The 19,742-nt window shown below is 38.3% G+C and carries 19 protein-coding genes; 5 read left to right on the forward strand and 14 right to left on the reverse strand.

Features of this window, described 5'->3' with window-relative positions; genetic code table 11:
- Positions 1 to 75 precede the first annotated feature (75 nt).
- The 7 genes from WA249_RS15025 to WA249_RS15055 form a co-directional block, all read right to left on the reverse strand.
- Positions 76 to 948 carry a MetQ/NlpA family ABC transporter substrate-binding protein gene (locus WA249_RS15025; protein WP_336169863.1) on the reverse strand — a complete coding sequence of 291 codons (873 nt, stop codon included), beginning with the start codon at positions 946 to 948 and terminating at the stop codon, positions 76 to 78.
- Positions 949 to 1,434: 486 nt separating this feature from the next.
- Complete coding sequence (gene purD, locus WA249_RS15030) at positions 1,435 to 2,718, reverse strand: phosphoribosylamine--glycine ligase (RefSeq protein WP_336169865.1); 1,284 nt, start codon at positions 2,716 to 2,718, stop codon at positions 1,435 to 1,437.
- A 124-nt stretch (positions 2,719 to 2,842) separates the two neighbouring features.
- Positions 2,843 to 4,417, reverse strand: a complete 1,575-nt coding sequence (gene purH / locus WA249_RS15035) for a bifunctional phosphoribosylaminoimidazolecarboxamide formyltransferase/IMP cyclohydrolase (RefSeq protein ID WP_336169867.1) — start codon at positions 4,415 to 4,417, stop codon at positions 2,843 to 2,845.
- Between the two features lie 85 nt (positions 4,418 to 4,502).
- On the reverse strand, positions 4,503 to 4,772 hold the full coding sequence (gene fis, locus WA249_RS15040; RefSeq protein ID WP_001086304.1) for a DNA-binding transcriptional regulator Fis: 270 nt from the start codon (positions 4,770 to 4,772) through the stop codon (positions 4,503 to 4,505).
- A gap of 376 nt (positions 4,773 to 5,148) precedes the next feature.
- Positions 5,149 to 5,994 carry a zinc-ribbon and DUF3426 domain-containing protein gene (locus WA249_RS15045; protein WP_336169868.1) on the reverse strand — a complete coding sequence of 282 codons (846 nt, stop codon included), beginning with the start codon at positions 5,992 to 5,994 and terminating at the stop codon, positions 5,149 to 5,151.
- A gap of 13 nt (positions 5,995 to 6,007) precedes the next feature.
- Entirely contained in the window at positions 6,008 to 6,916 is a 909-nt protein-coding gene (prmA, locus tag WA249_RS15050; RefSeq protein ID WP_336169869.1) for a 50S ribosomal protein L11 methyltransferase, read from the reverse strand.
- A gap of 156 nt (positions 6,917 to 7,072) precedes the next feature.
- Entirely contained in the window at positions 7,073 to 7,363 is a 291-nt protein-coding gene (locus WA249_RS15055) for a hypothetical protein (RefSeq protein WP_336169870.1), read from the reverse strand.
- A gap of 232 nt (positions 7,364 to 7,595) precedes the next feature.
- Between WA249_RS15055 and mnmG the strand changes: the two genes are divergently transcribed.
- Positions 7,596 to 9,476 carry a tRNA uridine-5-carboxymethylaminomethyl(34) synthesis enzyme MnmG gene (mnmG, locus tag WA249_RS15060; protein WP_336169871.1) on the forward strand — a complete coding sequence of 627 codons (1,881 nt, stop codon included), beginning with the start codon at positions 7,596 to 7,598 and terminating at the stop codon, positions 9,474 to 9,476.
- Positions 9,477 to 9,853: 377 nt separating this feature from the next.
- Here mnmG and WA249_RS15065 read toward each other — a convergent pair whose 3' ends face one another.
- A complete protein-coding gene (locus WA249_RS15065) occupies positions 9,854 to 10,861 on the reverse strand; it encodes a helix-turn-helix transcriptional regulator (protein ID WP_336169872.1) in 1,008 nt (335 codons plus the stop codon).
- Positions 10,862 to 11,088: 227 nt separating this feature from the next.
- On the opposite strand from WA249_RS15065, the gene WA249_RS15070 reads away from it, so the two are divergent.
- The 4 genes from WA249_RS15070 to WA249_RS15085 are packed head-to-tail and all read left to right on the forward strand — an operon-like array spanning position 11,089 to position 14,791.
- Positions 11,089 to 12,639 carry a circularly permuted type 2 ATP-grasp protein gene (locus WA249_RS15070; RefSeq protein ID WP_336169873.1) on the forward strand — a complete coding sequence of 517 codons (1,551 nt, stop codon included), beginning with the start codon at positions 11,089 to 11,091 and terminating at the stop codon, positions 12,637 to 12,639.
- 22 nt (positions 12,640 to 12,661) lie between these two features.
- On the forward strand, positions 12,662 to 13,258 hold the full coding sequence (locus WA249_RS15075) for an alpha-E domain-containing protein (protein WP_336169874.1): 597 nt from the start codon (positions 12,662 to 12,664) through the stop codon (positions 13,256 to 13,258).
- 2 nt (positions 13,259 to 13,260) lie between these two features.
- Entirely contained in the window at positions 13,261 to 14,040 is a 780-nt protein-coding gene (locus tag WA249_RS15080) for a transglutaminase family protein (RefSeq protein WP_336169875.1), read from the forward strand.
- Positions 14,041 to 14,056: 16 nt separating this feature from the next.
- Positions 14,057 to 14,791: a proteasome-type protease gene (locus WA249_RS15085; RefSeq protein ID WP_016137690.1), complete on the forward strand. Its 735-nt coding sequence runs from the start codon at positions 14,057 to 14,059 to the stop codon at positions 14,789 to 14,791.
- 58 nt (positions 14,792 to 14,849) lie between these two features.
- Here the strand turns inward: WA249_RS15085 and alr are convergent, their stop codons facing one another.
- The 6 genes from alr to cyoE all read right to left on the reverse strand — a co-directional run bounded on the left by alr (position 14,850) and on the right by cyoE (position 19,740).
- A complete protein-coding gene (gene alr, locus WA249_RS15090) occupies positions 14,850 to 15,920 on the reverse strand; it encodes an alanine racemase (protein WP_336169876.1) in 1,071 nt (356 codons plus the stop codon).
- Positions 15,921 to 15,952: 32 nt separating this feature from the next.
- Positions 15,953 to 17,398 carry a replicative DNA helicase gene (gene dnaB, locus WA249_RS15095; protein WP_336169877.1) on the reverse strand — a complete coding sequence of 482 codons (1,446 nt, stop codon included), beginning with the start codon at positions 17,396 to 17,398 and terminating at the stop codon, positions 15,953 to 15,955.
- A 201-nt stretch (positions 17,399 to 17,599) separates the two neighbouring features.
- Complete coding sequence (gene rplI / locus WA249_RS15100; protein ID WP_003652485.1) at positions 17,600 to 18,046, reverse strand: 50S ribosomal protein L9; 447 nt, start codon at positions 18,044 to 18,046, stop codon at positions 17,600 to 17,602.
- A gap of 8 nt (positions 18,047 to 18,054) precedes the next feature.
- Positions 18,055 to 18,282 (reverse strand): 30S ribosomal protein S18, encoded by a 228-nt coding sequence (gene rpsR, locus WA249_RS15105; RefSeq protein ID WP_003652483.1) that lies wholly within the window; start codon positions 18,280 to 18,282, stop codon positions 18,055 to 18,057.
- Positions 18,283 to 18,293: 11 nt separating this feature from the next.
- Positions 18,294 to 18,677 (reverse strand): 30S ribosomal protein S6, encoded by a 384-nt coding sequence (gene rpsF, locus WA249_RS15110; protein WP_002119610.1) that lies wholly within the window; start codon positions 18,675 to 18,677, stop codon positions 18,294 to 18,296.
- A 184-nt stretch (positions 18,678 to 18,861) separates the two neighbouring features.
- Positions 18,862 to 19,740, reverse strand: coding sequence for a heme o synthase (gene cyoE / locus WA249_RS15115; RefSeq protein WP_336169878.1), 879 nt, complete (start codon positions 19,738 to 19,740; stop codon positions 18,862 to 18,864).
- Positions 19,741 to 19,742 lie beyond the last annotated feature (2 nt).

Genomic DNA, 19,742 nt, shown 5'->3' on the forward strand with positions numbered 1-19,742 from the left:
ATCGTCAGAAGCTATGCTGGAAAGAAAAAACAGGCAAAGAGAATTTGCCTGTTTCACGTTTGGGCTATTATATTACTATTTAGCTTCTGAGAGATAGCTGATTGGTTTGTCTACGTCAACTTTTGTTCCACCAAAGTGCTCTTCAATGTATTTTTTAACAGCTGGATTGTGGTAAAGCTTACCAACTTTTTGCAAGACAGGATCATTTTTACGTGATTCAGCAGTTGCTAGAACGTTTACACTAATTTTTGAGATTTGATCAATAGGTTCATAGAACATAGAATCTTTGAGTACGTTTAAACCTCCCTCGAGTGCTATGGTATTATTTAATACAACTGCATCAAATTCATTTTTAAGACGTAATGCAGTTTCCATTTTGATTGGTTTGATGTTGATCTTTTTGGGATTTTCGATAACATCAATTGGACTGCCCTGAATAGGATTAAAGTCAGCTTTAAGCTTGATTAAGCCAGCAGTTTGTAACAAGAGTAGCGCACGAGATTCGCTGGCAGCATCATCTGGGATTGCAATAGTTGCGCCTTCTGATAGCTCTTCAACTTTTTTGTATTTACTTGAATAAATCCCCATTGGTTCAATATAAGTGGTAGAAACCGCTGCAATCTTATCCGGGTTTGAATTATTAAATGCAGTAAGATAAGAATAAGCTTGGAATGCGTTCAAATCTACTTCTTTATTTGCAATCGCTGTATTCATTGAAATGGAGTCTGAGAAGTTTTTCACTTCTAACTTTAAGCCAGCAGCTTGGGTTTCAGGTAAAGTTGCGATATAACGCCAAATATCAGCATCTGAACCTGTAGAGGCAATCACTACCTTTTGTACTTGGGAGCTATCATTGTTTTGTTCGGCTTGTTGAGCATTTTCTTGTTTGCTACATGCTGTCAATAATACTACTGACATGCTTAAAAAAAGGCTGATCAGCTTTTTCATTTAAAAAAGTCCTGATTAAGATATAGAACAATAACGATTGATCTATATCAATATGAAAAGAGAGGAGTTGGAATTACAACTAGTCTAAACTCTGTGATCTTTTTCTGGGGTTCCATAATTTGCTTGCATATTTTGGCTATAACAGAGGGTAATTGTTTAATAAACAAAAACTGTTTCCCCAAACAGTTCATCCCCAACAGTAACCAAACGAGCATTCATAAATTTAGAATATTAAAAAACTCTCTACAGGCATAATTTGTAGAGCAAGTCTTTATGGAAATTATTAAAACAGCAGTGTCTGATGACAGTTACAACTATGTGCTAATGATAGCAATAAAAATGTAGTTGATATAGAGGGCTTTTTTTCTATTTATTGATATCTTTAAGAATATGATAAAGATTTATACGATTCCCTTATATTGTAAGACATAATAAAAAAGCCTCTATATAGAGGCTTTTTTATTAGCATTTTAAACTTGTAGAGTTTTAAGCTTTTTCACGTGCAATTGCGCGGTAACCAATGTCGTTACGATATTGCATACCCGTAAAGTTAACTTGCCCACATACTTCTAGCGCATTAATTTGTGCTTCAAGAACACTGTCACCCAATGCTGTTACACAAAGAACTCGACCACCAGAAGTCACGATGTGACCGTCTTCACGAGTTGCAGTACCTGCATGGAAAATTTTAGTATCTTCTGGTGATTGTCCGATACCAGAAATTACATCGCCTTTACGTACACTATCAGGATAGCCTTCTGCTGCGAGTACAATACCGATTGACTTGCGTTCATCCCATTCAGCTTCTTTTGGTAAATTACCAGCAATACCAGCTTCTACCAATTCAACAAGAGATGATTTTAAACGCATCATGATCGGTTGAGTTTCAGGGTCGCCAAAACGACAGTTAAACTCAATCACACGAGGTTGACCTTGCTCGTCAATCATTAGACCAGCATATAAGAAACCCGTGTAAACATGTCCGTCAGCAGCCATACCTTCAACAGTCGGGCGCATGATTTCAGTCATAACGCGTTCAAAAATGTCAGAAGTTACAACAGGGGCAGGAGAGTAAGCACCCATACCGCCAGTATTAGGACCTTGATCACCTTCAAAAATACGCTTGTGATCTTGTGACGTTGCCATTGGTAAAATATTTTTACCATCAATCATACAAATGAAAGAAGCTTCTTCACCTGCAAGGAATTGTTCAATCACAACGCGTGAACCAGCATCACCAAATTTGTTGCCAGCAAGCATGTCATCAATTGCTGCAAAAGCTTCTTCGTTGGTCATTGCAACGATTACGCCTTTACCAGCAGCAAGACCATCCGCTTTAATTACAATTGGTGCACCATTTTTTTCAACATACGCTTTAGCTGCATCTACTTCAGTGAAAACGTCATAGAAAGCAGTTGGAATGTTGTGACGCTTTAAAAAGTGCTTAGCAAATGCTTTTGAACCTTCAAGCTGCGCTGCATATTGAGTAGGTCCCCAAATTTTTAAACCTGCTTCACGTGCAGCATCTACCACACCATTAACTAATGGCGCTTCTGGACCAACAATAATAAGATCAACATTATTTTCTTTAGCAAAAGCAATGATTGCTGAGTTGTCTAAAATATCAAGTTGAACATTAACACATTTATCTTCTGTTGCAGTTCCAGCATTACCTGGTGCAACAAAAACTTGAGTAACATTGGTATCTTGCGCAATTTTCCATGCTAAAGCATGTTCACGACCACCACTACCTAAAACTAAAATATTCATTTTTAATTTGTTCCTTAACTTTAATCCTTTTCATCTCCCTCTATCCCTCAAGTTGGAGAGTTAGCTCCATTATTGTGGAAAACCCTCCTGAATAAAAGGAGGGTTAGGGAGGACTAAATTTAAATTAGTGGCGGAAATGGCGCATACCAGTGAAGACCATTGCAATACCAGCTTCATCAGCTGCTGCGATTACTTCTTCATCACGCATAGAACCACCTGGTTGAATAATGCATTTAATGCCAGCTTTAGCCGCATTATCAATCCCATCACGGAACGGGAAGAATGCATCAGACGCCATTACAGCACCTTCAACAACCAAACCAGCATGTTCAGCTTTAATAGCAGCAATACGAGCTGAGTTAACACGGCTCATTTGACCTGCCCCAACACCAATAGTTTGGCGGTTTTTCGCATAAACAATTGCATTTGATTTTACATATTTCGCAACTTTCCAAGCAAAGATGAGGTCATCAATTTCTTGTTCAGTTGGTGCGCATTTAGTTACTACTTTAAGATCATCTTTAGTAATCATACCTAAGTCTTGATCTTGAACTAATAAACCGCCATTAACGCGTTTGTAGTCAAGTTGTGGTGCACGTGTATCAATCGCAGGTAATTCACCACATACTAAAACACGTACGTTTTTCTTAGCGCCAGTAACTTCAAGCACACCATCAGCAATACTTGGAGCAATAATTACTTCAACGAATTGACGGTCAACGATTGCTTGAGCAGTTGCAACATCTAACTCACGGTTGAATGCAATAATGCCACCGAAAGCAGATTCTGGGTCAGTTGCATAAGCTAAATCGTAAGCAGCTTTAATGCCGTCTAAAGAAACAGCAACACCACAAGGGTTAGCATGCTTTACAATTACACAAGCAGGTTTTGCGAATGATTTAACACATTCAAGTGCAGCATCTGTGTCAGCAATGTTGTTATAAGACAATTCTTTGCCTTGTAACTGTTTTGCTGTAGAAACTGATGCTTCTTTTGCATTTGCTTCAACATAGAAAGCAGCAGATTGGTGTGGGTTTTCACCGTAACGTAAATCTTGTGCTTTGTTCAATTGGGTATTGAACGTACGAGGAAATAAATCAGCTTCACCTTCGGTCTTACCAACGCGAGCGCCTAAGTAAGAAGCGATCATGCCGTCGTATTGAGCAGTATGTTCAAATGCTTTAACAGCTAAATCAAAACGTGTTTCATAAGAAAGTGAACCAGCAGTTTTTAATTCATTGATTACAGTATCGTAATCTGAAGCATTTACTACAATACCTACTGAAGCATGGTTTTTAGCAGCCGCTCGAACCATTGTAGGACCACCGATGTCGATATTTTCGATTGCATCAGCAAGAGTACAGTCAGGTTTTGCAACTGTCGCAGCGAATGGATAAAGGTTTACAACAACTAGATCAATCGGATCAATGTTGTGTTCTTCCATTACTGCTTCGTCTAAGCCGCGACGAGCAAGAATACCACCATGAATTTTTGGATGTAATGTCTTAACACGACCATCCATCATTTCAGGGAAGCCAGTATGTTCAGATACTTCAACCACTGCGATATTATTATCTTTAAGCAACTTGTATGTGCCGCCTGTAGATAATAATTCTACCCCTAAAGCTGCAAGGTTTTGAGCAAATTCGACAATTCCTGTCTTATCAGATACAGAAATCAAAGCACGTTTAATAGTCATGATGTTTAATTCAACAATTTCAAGTCTACGGATTAAAACCAATAAGCATAAAAAAATGCCCACGAAGTCGTGAGCATTTTATCATTTATTCACTCATTAAACCGTGAGCTTTTAACTTTTTACGTAAAGTGCCACGGTTGAGTCCAAGAATCTCTGCAGCACGGGTTTGATTACCACGTGTATATTCAAGAACTACAGATAAAAGAGGTTTCTCCATTTCTGCTAGCACCATGTCATATACCTGAGATGGTTGCTCACCTTGCAATTGTGCAAAATAATGGCGAACTGCGCGATCAACGTGGATGCGAAGAGCAACATCAGATTGTGCAGTAAAAATAGGAGATTTGCTATTCATGCGAGTTAATCCGAAAATCAAATACTAGCTTGGATAAAGTAGTATATAAATGTGGTCTAAAAATACGGAGTCCTGTTTTAGATCCTAAAACAGTGACTCTAAAACATAAGAACAATTAGCTTGCCATATTTCTTCGTATTGAATAAAAAATAAGCGTAACAATAGTTAAATATTTGTTACAGCTCCCTCAAAAACAAAAAAAGTTAGGCTATGTGCTTAAAGTAGAAAAGCACACATGCTTAACAGTATTTTTTTTGGATTGAGAGCGAGGAGTATATGAGTCAAAGCTTTCGTGGCGCGTATCATACCATTGTCTAGGAAAAAGTGAGCAAATTAACTGCATTTTTTTTTATTTTTTTTTCACTTTTTTTACATTTTAGGGGTGGACAATTTCTAATCGATAATTTAATAGGCTTTTTTTGCTTTTGTTTAGCTCAAATTGGAATCGGAAAGGCGTGTCAGAGGGAATTCTCTGAATACCTCGTAAGTTTTCAACAAGATATTGTTGAGGAGTCAAAATAATTTCTTCTGTTTTGTTTGGCTCTATTGTAAAACTTAACTTTAAGTTGGGAAGTTCAATACTTTTATCATTCTGATTAATCAATATCCCGGAGAATTGTGTATGACTTGTGTCCACTTTGCGGAGTTTTAATTTTTCTATATAAATAAGTTGATATTGTTCGGCTGACTTATTGCAGTGCAGTATTTGGCAAGCATAGTTAAATGCATGGCTTACGGTTGGGCTTGCATGCATGAGCTTAGGATTAAACCAGAGAATTTGAAAAGTAAAAACTAAAATTAAAATAAGGTTAGCAGAACTCCAGAGCGTATAGTACAGCCAACTATGCTTTTTGTTGTTGTCTTGTTCCTGTGAGGATGTTTGTTCAGCTAGATTAAGATTGGGTAGAGCGTTAATAGCTTCGTTGTGAAAATAATTTAAGTTGTTGAGATAAGTTAAAAGATCAATATTTGAATTCTCAACTTTTTGATCAAAGATATCTAACACGTGAGAATGTGTCATATATCTCGTTTGCATTGAACCGTTGACTAATGTAGATGAGTTAACCATAACAGGCTGTTCAATATTAATCAGATGGGTGAGTGCATTAAAGTTTGAATCACATTTCGGGCAACAAACCATACCCTGAGCAACAGTCAATTGAGTAAGGGATACTTTATAGACTGTTAAGCACTTGGGGCAGCGGGTTTGTTTTTCATTCATGAATTAAAAAATCTCAATTTATTGTTTTACGTTTTCCTGAAATGCGACACCAGTTTTCTTCGCGTTTTTCGACATCTAATATATCAAAAAACTCAGAATAAACACTTGAAACATCAGCAACTTGCTCTTCAATTACACCTGCAAGTGCGAACTCACCTTCAGATTTAATTAAATTTGCAAACTCTGGCGCAAGTGCCATTAATGGACCCGCTAAAATATTTGCAACTAAAACATCTGCCTGTTGAGGTTTAAAGTCTTGATCGAATTCTTCAGGCAGGCCTACATATAGTCGATCTAATACGCCATTAAGTTCGGCATTTTGTTTTGTTGCTAAAACAGCTTGAGGGTCAATATCAGTGGCATATACTTTTTTTGCACCTAACAATAAAGCAGCTACACCTAAAATGCCTGAACCACAACCATAATCAATCACGATCTTATCTTTAACGTCAGTTTTACCTAACCATTGTAAGCATAAGAAGGTACTTGCATGGTTACCTGTACCAAACGCAAGACCTGGGTCTAACTTAATGTTAGTTGCATCAGCTTCTGGTGGCTCTAGCCATTCAGGTACGATCCAGAACTTTTCCCCAATTTGGATTGGTTCGTAATAATCCATCCATGCACGTTCCCATACTTGGTCTTCAAGTTCTTCGTGACGTATAGTAGGAGCATCTGGAAGTTGAGCTTTTAAGAAAGCTTCTAAAGTGTCGACATCAATTGGGTCTTGTTCGTCTTGTTGATAAATGCCTGTCACAATTACTTTGTTCCATAAAGGTGTTTCACCTGGTAATGGTTCAAGTAAAGCCTGATCTTCAGCATCATCCAGAGTTACGCTTACCGCACCTAGAGACATTAAAAGTGTTTCTGTAAACTCAACTTGTTCTTGATCAACGGTAATGTGTATTTGTAACCACTTCACGAAAAGGACCTAAAAATTTTATTTAAAGGCGTATTGTAGCGGACTAGAGAGTTTTAAAAAAGAAAGCGGCCCATCTTTAATGGACCGACTTTAAAAATACTGATGAGATATAGCGGAAAATAAATTGTTTCTTCTATACCTTATGTCAAAAACGGATTAAGGAGCAGGAGCTTTAAATTGTAGTTTACCGTTTTCGTTTGGTTGGCAAGTACCATTAAAGGTTGCGCCATTATGGCTGTAAGAAACCCATTCACCCTGACGTTTTTTAGCACAAGCTCTCAGCTGTTTTTGCATCTCTGATTTGCTTGACTCAGCAGCATGATGAGCTGTTTTGCTTTTAGCCATATGAGTCGATTTAGCAGTGTGATCAGTCGCAGCGTGGGTCAGCGTTACGCCTGAAAAACAAAGGAGAGATGCGGTTAAGATTTTTAACATAGTCGTTTTCATTTTGTGTTCCTTCTTGTTGCGTTAATTCTAAAGTGATAGAAGTACTGTACGTTTTTTATTCTAGAATAAAAAATTCTTAAAAACATTCACTTTGTATTGAATTCATGAAACAAAATGTCAAAAGATGTGGTGTAGCGTAAATCATGTGACGACAATTTTGTAATTATATACATCAACAAGCAGATAATTTTGCTATAATGTTCCGTCTTTTTTTTCTGGTGTTTTTGTACTCATGCACTATCCTAAAGTTTATGATGTTATCGTTATCGGTGGCGGTCACGCAGGTACGGAAGCGGCCCTCGCTGCTGCGCGTATGGGACGACAGACTTTGCTTTTGACCCATAACATTGAGACTTTGGGCCAAATGAGTTGTAACCCAGCAATCGGTGGTATTGGTAAATCACATTTAGTACGTGAAATTGATGCACTTGGCGGTGCAATGGCTTTAGCTGCCGATAAAGGTGGTATTCAGTTCCGTATTTTAAATTCGCGTAAAGGTGCAGCAGTGCGTGCAACACGAGCTCAGGCTGACCGCGTTCGCTATAAAGCTGCCATCCGCGATACTTTGGAAAATCAAGCAAATCTTGATATTTTCCAGCAAGCGGCTGATGACCTGATTGTTGAAGGTGATACGGTTAAAGGTGTTGTTACCCAAATGGGTGTTCGCTTTGATGCTAAAACTGTCGTGTTGACTACAGGTACATTCTTGGGTGGTGTAATCCACGTTGGTTTAGAAAAATCAAGTGGTGGTCGTGCGGGTGATCCGCCTTCTATTGCGCTTGCTCAGCGTTTACGTGAATTAAAACTACCTGTGGGTCGTTTAAAAACGGGCACACCTCCACGTATTGATGCACGTTCAGTTGATTTTTCAGTCATGATTCCACAGCCTGGCGATTTCCCATCTCCGGTTATGTCATTCATGGGTGATGCTTCTATGCACCCTGAACAAGTAAATTGTTATATCACGCATACGAATGAAAAAACCCATGACATTATTCGTGGTGGTTTAGATCGTTCACCAATGTATACCGGTGTTATTGAAGGTGTAGGGCCACGTTACTGCCCATCAATCGAAGATAAAATTCACCGTTTCGCTGATAAAGACTCACATCAGGTGTTTTTAGAACCAGAAGGTTTAGATACACACGAGCTTTATCCAAATGGTATTTCGACTTCGCTTCCATTTGATGTGCAGTTTGAGCTGGTTCGCTCTATTCGTGGTATGGAAAATGCCCATATTTTGCGTCCGGGCTATGCGATTGAATACGACTATTTCAATCCACAAGCTTTGAAATTTACTCTCGAAACTAAAGCGATTAGTGGTCTATATTTTGCTGGCCAAATTAATGGTACAACAGGTTACGAAGAGGCTGGTGCTCAGGGTTTACTTGCTGGCTTAAATGCTGCGCGTCGTGCGTGGGAGCAAGAAGAGTGGACACCTAAGCGTGATCAGGCTTACATGGGTGTATTGGTTGATGACCTTATTACTTTAGGTACTAAAGAACCATACCGTATGTTTACCTCACGTGCTGAATATCGTTTGATGTTGCGTGAAGACAATGCGGATCAACGTTTAACGACTGTTGGTCGTGAACTTGGTCTGGTTGATGACGTACGTTGGGCTACTTATTGTGAAAAAATGGAAGCGGTTGAGCGTGAAACTTCCCGTTTACAACATTTGTGGGCGGCACCAAATAACCCTATGGGTAAAAAATTCGTTGAGATGACGGGTGCTGACTTAAGTAAAGAATGTAGCGCGATTGATTTGCTTAAACGCCCTAATATTAACTTTGGTCAAATTGCAGAACTTACGGGTTCTGAAGTTTCTGAGCAAGTTGGCGACCAAATCGAGATTGCTGTGAAATATGAAGGTTATATTAACCGTCAGCATGAAGATGTGGCACAGTTAAAGCGTCTTGAAGAAACTAAAATTCCTACCGATTTTGATTATGACGTAGTGTCTGGTTTGTCGCGTGAAATTACCCAGAAATTAAAAATGGTTCTTCCTGAAACATTAGCTCAAGCAAGCCGTATTCCTGGTGTTACACCAGCAGCAGTTCAGCTTGTAATGATCACAATTCGTAAGAACAATATGATTAAGAAGACAGCTTAATCTTTTAAATGTAAAAAAAGCCCAGTTAAGACTGGGCTTTTTTATTTTTTGTTCCAAAAATATATGCAAACTTCCTAAGGAGGAAAATAGATTTCACTTCCTTTTTTTCTTATTTCACATATTTAAAGCAGCCCGTTATATTAAATTTACGTTCAAACAAGAGGGCTTTAACCATGACAATGAAATCAATTCGCTACAATAGAGATGAAATGGCATGCCAATGTTCATGTTTAAAATAGCGCAAAAGAAAGAGTAGATCAGTTTTGTAGGAGGAGAACAGATTGATCTGAAACAACTATAAATATAAGAGCCAATATAAAATTAAGAAAATTATAATTCAAAATCTAAAGAGAACCTTATGGTTCTCTTTTTTATATCTATTTATTCTCAGATTCAATTTCTCGTACAGCGTTGTGTACTTGAATAGGTTCGATATGTAGTAATTTCTTGCCAAAACTACGTAACCACCACACTAGTTGAGATGTAAAAGGTACTGTCGCTGTAACTTCTACGATATTTTCTTCAAGTGGAATTATAGTTTGGTCCTTACTTAAATGACTTTCATAGAAAGTTCTGGCAGTTTGCTCTGTCATGGTTAATGTGAGTTGAATTGATTCAGTTGGCTGTTTGTAGTCCACTCTAAAGCCTAAAGCACCTGAATCGATATAATCATCAATATCAAAATTGACTGGGTGTAGAGCTCGACTATCTAAGACTTTTGCTGATTTAAAACGGTGCAAAGCAAATGTTTGTACTTCAGTTTTGTCATGTCGTGTGCAAATTAAATAAATTACTGCACCTTTTTGTACCAGAGCCAAAGGATTTAAAACATAAGTTTTGTCTTCTCCTTGATTGACTCGTGCGCGATAAATACATTCTATTTGTTTGTCTTGGAGTAGACCTTCATAAATTGCTTGTTGAGCAGCACGGTCGACTACAGGTGGGATAAGCGGTTGGCTTGCTGGTACGATGCGTACTCGGTTAATCCATTGCCTCACATTATTTTGTGTAGAGAGGCTGCGTTTAGCTAAATCAAACCAAGGCCCCATCTCATCAAGCAGGCTAGGTGGAAGTAAGTGTTTTAGATGCTCCTCAACCATCATAAATGTTACTGCCTGAGAGCTAGTCATGTGAGGTAAGCTTTGAATAGGCGCATCTGATTGCCACCGCCAGCCCTGAGGTACAGCCTTATTACTTTCAATTGGAAAGCGCTGAGCAATTTGATTTAAATCACGCTGAATAGTCCTTAAACTGATATCAATACCTTCACGTTCAAGCATTTCTTGTAATTCTCGAGTCCCGATCCATTTACCGGTAGGGAGGCGAGATAAAATCTGCCATTGGCGATATAAACTATTTGAAGTTTCTTTTTCTATTACAGACATAAGCGTAATACATCTATATCCAACTGCTTTGGTGTCAACACAATAAAAAATCTTTACACATTTAGCAAGTTTGTCAGATTCGGTTTATGGGTCCTTTTACAATAGATGTTAAGATTGAGAAGAAGAAAGCTATAACAAAACACCATAAAAATATTAAAGATATATAAATGGCACTGAAATTGCTTATTTAAAAATGAAATATAGATAAATGATAAAACGAGGTGGTTATGTCAGAACAAGAGCATGAATTACATACCGAAAATGATTTTTTTATACAAGAACAGACGACTAAGGCACTCATTAATCCAACCTCTTTTTTAGAACATATTTCCGTACAAACCAATCTATTTGAGCAGCTAAAATCACAGTTTTTTAATGAGATGCTGGATGATGTAACATCAAATGGTGTGGCTTCTAAAAAAATTGAGCAATGGTTGAGTATCCGTACTCTAGATGAGCTAAAAGAATTGAATGCTCAAGCGAAGCAGCATTTTCTTTATCATGGAATTACTTTTAACGTATACGGTGATAAAGATGGTACAGAGCGAACAATTCCTTTTGATTTAATTCCACGGGTAATTGAAAAAAAACAGTGGGAGAAAATAGCTTCGGGCTGTGCACAGCGTGTTAAAGCATTAAATTATTTCCTCGATGATATTTATCATGGACAGCATATTTTAAAAGAACGACTCATTCCCGAAGAGCAAATTATGGGGAATGAGGCTTTCCAACCCCATATGCTTAAACATTCTCTGAAAGGTAAAATTTATTCGCAAATTAGCGGAATTGATATTATCCGTGATGGTGAGGGAGAGTTTTTTGTATTAGAGGATAATTTAAGAACACCTTCTGGCGTATCTTATATGATTGAAAGCCGAAACATTAGCCAACAATTGATGCCTGAGTTATGTGCAGCCAATAATTTGCAGGGAATTGAGCATTATCCAAAACTTTTAAAAGAAATATTGCAAGAGAACTCACCTGTGGACCAACCTTTTGTGGTGGTACTAACACCGGGGCGTTTTAACAGTGCTTTTTATGAGCATGCTTTTCTAGCACGTGAAATGGATGTACCACTGGTTACAAATCGGGATTTATTTGTCGAAAATGATCAAGTTTTTGTCAAAACTATTCGTGGACGTCAAAAAGTAGACGTAATTTACCGCCGTTTAGATGATGATTTTCTAGATCCTTTAGCATTTAGACCAGACAGTGCTTTAGGTGTAGCAGGCCTTATGTCTGCTTATTTGCAAAAAAATGTTGTGATTGCAAATGCGCCTGGAACAGGCGTGGCTGATGATAAATCCATTTATCCTTATGTGGATCAAATGATTCAATATTATTTGGGTGAAACGCCAATTCTAAAAAATGTACCTACTTATCAGTGCCGTAAAGATGAACACTTAGATTATGTGCTGTCTAATTTAGATCAATTGGTTGTTAAAGAAGCACAGGGATCGGGTGGCTATGGCATGTTAATTGGGCCTCAAGCAAGTTCGTGTGAAATTGATGATTTTAGAAAAAAATTGATCGCCACGCCTCATATGTACATTGCACAGCCTACCTTAGCCTTATCTGTAGCTCCGACTTTAACTACAGGAGGAGTGGCTGAACGTCACATTGACTTACGTCCATTTGTATTGAGTTCACCTTATCGTACAGAAATAGTACCGGGTGGCTTAACACGAGTAGCCATGCAGGCTGGCTCTTTAGTCGTAAATTCGTCCCAAGGTGGCGGTATAAAAGATACATGGGTTGTCGAAACATTACATTCCTAATTGTGGGTTAAAGAGGAACTTTATGGTTTTACTCAATTCGAGTGCACATCAAATATATTGGTTGGGTCGATATTTAATGAGAGTTCAATTTGCAGCCTCTCATTTACCCTTTACACAAGATGAGAAAGCAACAAAATTTGCAGCAGCATTTGGTCTGGTAATAGAAAATGCTGAATTACTAAATCACTATATGTTAGACAAGAAGCAAACATTTTCATTACTGAACCAGTTGGTTATTGCTAAAGATAATATTCAGGAACTAAGAGGCATATTGTCATCAAATGCTTATGCAGAATTAAATCATGTTATTAACACGCTTCAAGGCCAACCGGAAATTTTGAGAAAAGCTGTTGAAAAATGTACTCAAATATTAGAAGCAGAGAATGAAGATGTGGGTTTATTTCTGCATTTAGGTCAAAAAATAGAGCAATTTGATATAGAGCTACGTTTCGGGCAGGATTTATCAGCCTTGGTGTCAGAGCTAGATGTCATCGTGCAACGGCTTGCTGGCTTAGGTTGGGAGAATATAGATCAAAATTGGCAAGTACTAAAGCATCAGCTCACGTGGGATGCTTATTATACTTTTACGCAGCAGTTGGAAAATATGTTTGAGGTCTGATTATGAAATTGATGGTTAATCATCAAACGCATTATAGCTATACTGAAACTGCTCAAAACAGTATTCAGTATATTAAAATGATGCCTCAAACATCGCCGCATCAACATGTTATGAATTGGGCAATTAGCGTGCCGGGTGACAAAACGATCAAAAGAGACATATTTGATAATGTATGGATGACAGCTAGTCAACGCTATCAATACCAACATCTTACATTTATGGCTCAAGGAATCGTTGAACTCCAAAATGTAGAGCTGGGTTGTGTAAATCTATCTACACCTACAAATTTGTTTTTGCAGATGACGAGTGCAACCCGATGTGATGCAGAAATGTTGGACTTTGCCAGAAATATTGTAGTGATCAAAGACCGACAGCATATTGCGTTATTAAGTGAATACATTTTGCAGAAAATACTTTATCAGCCTGAAAGTACATCGGTTCAGACAACTGCAACTGAAGCGTTTCATGCGGGACAAGGAGTGTGCCAAGATCATGCTCATGTTTTAATTGCAATGTGTCGTGCGTTACAATTACCAGCACGTTATGTCTCTGGTTATCTATTTGATCAAAACTATCCGCACCTTGCCAGTCACGCTTGGGCGGAAGTATTTTTAGAAAATCAGTGGTATTGTTTTGATGTAAGCAATCAGTTGTTTACACCCAAACATCATATCTACCTTGCGGTTGGCCGTGATTATCTTGATGTAGCACCTATTCGTGGTGTAAGAGAGCAAGGCGGGGTTGAGAACATGATGTCTGTGGTTCAAGTGTTGGCATGTTGAATGTAAAGAGAATGAGATGACCTATTGTTGTGCGCTAAGACTGGAACAAGGTTTAGTGTTTATTAGTGACACGAGAACTAATGCAGGAGTTGACCATATTTCTGTGTTCCGAAAATTGCATACTTTCGGTGTTACTGGAGAGCGTTTTATTGCCTTGCAAACAGCAGGTAATTTAGCAACAACGCAGGCCGTTATCGGTCATTTACAAAATGCCCTTACTTTGCAGCAAGAGCCTAATTTATATAGTGTTAATACGATGTTTGAGGCAGCTGAACTGATTGGTAAAACCTTGAAAACTGTTTTAGAGGATATTAGTTCAGATACTCAGGAACAAATGAATTATGCCTGTAGTATTTTGGTGGGTGGACAGATTAAAGGTGGTGACATGCAACTTTATAATGTCTATCCACAAGGTAATTTTATTTGCGCGACTACAGATACACCTTACTTTCAAATAGGCGAGAGTAAATATGGCAAACCTATTCTAGATCGTGCTTTATATTATGCAATGCCACTAGATGATGCATTACGTTGTAGCCTAATTTCTTTTGACTCAACTTTGCGTTCAAATGTTTCTGTTGGCTTGCCACTTGATGCATTGATTTACAATAAAGATAGTTTTGTGATCCCAATGGGAAAACGAATTACAGAAGATGATCCTTATTTTTCACAGATTAGTAAACAGTGGTCAGATACTTTGCGTCGCGGTTTACAGGAAATGCCAAAACCAACTGATGATTACTGGCGATAAAATTTTAAAAACTAATAAAAAAATCCAAGCAAGCTTGGATTTTTTTATATTTTATTATTTAACTGCTTTTGCGAGTAGGGCGATTGCTTAGGCGACAGAGTAATTCATATCCTATCGTTCCGTTTGCATCCGCAACATCATCCACTAAACGGTGTGCACCCCAAAGTTCGACTGGCGTACCTAATTTTACTTGCTTGCCTGTCACATCGATTGCAAGCATATCCATGCTCACTCGGCCTACAACTGCACAGAGTTGTTTATCAATAGCCACATAGTTTTGTTTGATATAAGCCCGTGGATAACCATCACCATAACCTATAGAAACAATAGCGATATCCATTGCTTGTTTGGCACTAAAAGTAGAGCCATAACCAACATGTTCATCAGTTTGAATATGATTGAGTGCAATCACTTCTGCTGAAAAAGTCATGACTGGTTTTAAATCAAGATCATGGACTGTTTTATCTGCAAAAGGCGAAGCGCCGTAAAGCATAATACCTGGACGAACATAATCAAAATGTAATTCTGGCCATTTATAAATAGCAGCAGAGTTACAGCAAGATGCTAAAACTGGATCACAAGCTTGTTTAACTTGTAAAAATTGTTGCTTTTGTTGTTCGTTAAGCGGGTGGTCTACATCTGCATTTGCGAAATGCATCGCCAGCACACAGGTAAATCCTTCGGCTTTTAAAGTTTTAATAACTTCAATAATTTCAGTAACTTTAAAGCCTAAACGGTTCATGCCGCTATTAAGCTTAACCCAGACTTTTAAACCTTGAGCGATGTATTTTTGCTTATGTTTAATTAACCATTCAAACTGTTGTTGATGGTGAATCACACATTCAAATTTTTGTTCAATTGCAATTGGCATTTCATCTTCAGAAAATACCCCTTCAATTAAAGTAACAGGTTGTTGAAATCCGAGTTCACGAATTTCTAAACCTTCTTGTAGGCAGGCGACACCAAAGGCATCTGAGGCATTTAAGGCTGCTAAACAGTCTTTGATTCCATGTCCATAAGCATTAGCTTTCACCATACTTACAATTTTTGAATTTGCTGCGAGTTGTTTGACACGGTTTAAATTATATTGAAGTGCATTGCGATCAATATAAACTGTTGCTTGGCGCACCCTCATTTACTCCTTTGGGCTAGAGATAGAGTTTATTCTTCATCATCATATTGGCTGTAATACTCAGGAGAGAGATTACTAAATCGAGTATATTGACCTTCAAAAGCAAGACGAACTGAACCAATTGGACCGTTACGTTGTTTACCAATAATAATTTCTGCAGTGCCGGCTTCTTTCGACTCTTTGTTGTAAACCTCATCACGGTAAATAAACATAATCAAGTCGGCATCCTGCTCAATCGCACCAGATTCACGTAAGTCGGACATTACTGGGCGTTTATTTGGTCGGTTTTCCAGACTTCGGTTGAGCTGGGAAAGTGCGATAACAGGGCAGTGCATTTCTTTTGCTAAGGCTTTCAAGCTACGTGAAATTTCTGAAATCTCACCCACACGGTTATCACCCATTCCTGGAACTTTCATAAGCTGCAAGTAATCGACCATGATACAACCGATTTTACCATCGTGCATTTTGGCAATGCGTCGAGCGCGGGCACGAAGTTCCGTTGGAGGTAGGGCAGATGAGTCATCAATGTACAAATGCATTTGTTGAAGTTGCAAAATGGTACCAGTTACCTTGGTCCATTCATCTGCATCTAAGTTACCCGAACGTAAATGTCCTTGGTGAACTTTACCCATTGCAGAAATAAGACGCATTGCAATTGAGTCCGCTGGCATCTCCATTGAAAATACTAGAGCGGGTAGCTTGTTATATTGCAGAACGCTTTCAACCAAATTCATAGCGAAAGTGGTTTTACCCATGGATGGACGTGCGGCAACAATAATTAAGTCGCCTGCTTGCATACCAGATGTTTTATTATCAAGTTCTAAGAAACCTGTGGTTAAACCTGTGATATTGCCATCTAGTTTTGAGAGTTCATCGAGTTTACTAATTACATCGGCGGTAACAGAGCTAATAGATTTAGGACCTGCATCTTTTTTATTGTTATTGTGTTGCTCTGCTAAAGAAAAAATACTGGTTTCTGCGAGGTCTAGAATTTCACTAACACCACGACCTTTTGTGTCATAAGCATTTTGTAAAATTTCAGTACTGACTTTGATCATACTACGGAGTGTAGAGAACTCTTTAATTTTACTGGCATACGTTTCTAAGTTATAGAAACTTGATGGTGAATCAGCCATAAGCTGCATTAAATATTCTTCGCCACCAATAGCATCGAGTAAATTTTGTTTTAAAAGCCAGTCATTCACCAAGACTGCATCATAAGGAGAGTTTTCTTGTGCCAGTTTCTCAATGGCACGATAGATATATTTGTGACGTGTTGCATAAAAATCATTTTCTTTTAATAAGTCACTGACTTGCTCGAATGATTCGGCAACTGTCATTAGGGCCGCAAGAACAGCTTGTTCAATAGCTAAATTGTGTGGGGGAGTGCGAAACTCTTTAAGTTGGCCTGATTCACTCGTTTTGTTTTCTTTTGGAGATGAAAGAGTTAAAGAAGTGGCATTCGCCTGAGACATAATTAGACCTGATGATAAAGAAAAAGTGTACGCAAATAGCCTGTGAGGCCGAGAACTATCTTAAAACAAAATTAAATAAACTACCTAATTAAAAAACCAATAAAACTGAAGAACTGATCAGGAATTAATATATCTTATTTTAAAAATAGGGCACATAAAAAAAAGAGCATGCAAAAGCATGCTCTTTTTTTTGATGAGAAATTACTCAGATACGATAGTAACGAGAACTTCTGCAGCAACATCATGATGCAATTGGATTGCGATGTTGAATTCACCAGTGTGACGAAGCGCGCCATTCGGTAAACGAACTTCTGCACGGTCAACTGTAAGACCAGCATTCGTTAAAGCGTCAGCGATGTCACGAGTACCGATAGAACCGAAGAGTTTACCTTCGTCACCAGCTTTAGCAGTGATAACGATGTTAACTTCATTCAATTGTTCAGCACGTGCTTGAGCAGCAGCTAAAATTTCAGCTTCTTGCTTTTCAAGTTCAGCGCGACGAGCTTCGAAAGCAGCAGTGTTAGCTTCAGTAGCTGCAACTGCTTTACCTTGAGGGATAAGGAAGTTACGGCCGTAACCAGCTTTAACTGATACTTTATCGCCTAATTTACCAAGGTTTTTAATGCGTTGTAATAAGATAACGTCCACAGATCACCTCACTTATGGTTGTCAGTGTACGCAATCAAAGACAAGTAGCGAGCTTGCTTGATAGCAAGTGCTAATTGACGTTGATAACGAGCTTTAGTACCAGTGATACGGCTAGGAACAATCTTGCCGTTTTCAGTGATGTACTGTTTTAAAGTATCGATATCTTTGTAGTCGATGTACACAACATTCTCAGCTGTAAAGCGGCAGAACTTGCGACGACGGTAAAAACGTGCCATTGATGTTCTCCTTATTCAGCTTCTTGAGCAACTTGCTGTGCTTCTTCACGTTGAGCTTTACGCGCACGCTTTTCTTCAGCACTTTTAGCAAGCAATGACTCTTCAGTGATTGCGTGTTCACGACGGATGATAAGGTTACGAATGATCGCGTCATTATAACGGAACAATTCTTCTAACTCATCAAGAGTAGTTTGGCCACACTCAACATTCATAAGAATGTAATGTGCTTTGTGAATTTTGTTAATTGGGTAAGCCAATTGACGACGGCCCCAATCTTCTAAACGGTGAATTTGACCTTCAGCTTCTTTGATCTGAGAGATATAGCGTTCAACCATACCTACAACTTGATCGCTTTGATCTGGGTGTACTAAAAGTACGATTTCGTAATGACGCATTGTCAGCTCCTTACGGTTTAAACAGCCCCTAATAAATAAAAAATTAGAAGCAAGGAGTCATAACTTAAAAGTTATGTCGCAAAAATTGCGAAGGCTGAATTATAAGTAAAAGTTCGACTAAAAACAAATCTTTTGATGAGAAAAGTAAAAGTTCTTTACTCTTAAGGAGGAAATCCTCCCTTATTTAAAAGAGAGGAAGATTTGGAGCAGGGGATTGATAGGTAAAGCTAAAGCTCAAACTTAACAGGGTGATTAATATGACCGAGTAGAGGAAAAAACGTTTAGCCCAAAGTTGGTCATTTTCAGCTTTAAAACCAATAATTGATAAATAGAGCCAATATGCTGTTAATGCATTAAAGGTGACTAGAAAGAATATATTGGTATAGCCAAAACAATATAAACCATTCAATACGGCTGCAAACAACAGAATATAAATGACACACTCTACTTTCGTGCGATAAATAGAACGTGCAACTGGCAGAATCGGGATTCCCGCGTTTTTGTAATCGTCAAAGCGATAAATAGCAATTGCCCATGAATGTGGCATTTGCCATAGCGCATAAGCCAAAAACAAAAGTAAGGCGGCTACATCAAAATGATGAGTTACTGCTGTATAACCAATAACAGGGGGACTCGCTCCGGAAATGCTACCAATGACGGTTTGATGGATTGAGGTACGTTTTGTCCACAAACTATAAAAACCGACATAGACAATAAAACCAATTATTGCAAACAAGAAAGCGTAAGCATTTACACCGAACCACAAAATACTAAAACCGATAAGTCCAAGAACGAATGCATATATAAGTGCAACAGTAGGAGAAATGGTTTTTTTGACCAATGCACGGTTTTGCGTGCGCTGCATTTTGGTATCGATGTCTTGGTCTATAACATTATTTACGACACAACCCGAAGCAACAACTAAAGTAGTTCCAAGTAAGGTGAGTAGTAATAATAAGATGTCTATAGAGCCTTGGGCGGCTAAGAAAAAGCCGCCCAAGGTGGTAATGAAATTACCGAAGAGAATTCCTGGTTTAGTCAGGAATAGATATTTTTTCAACATGA

Source organism: Acinetobacter sp. 161(2023) (assembly GCF_037027805.1).
Classification (GTDB): Bacteria; Pseudomonadota; Gammaproteobacteria; order Pseudomonadales; family Moraxellaceae; genus Acinetobacter.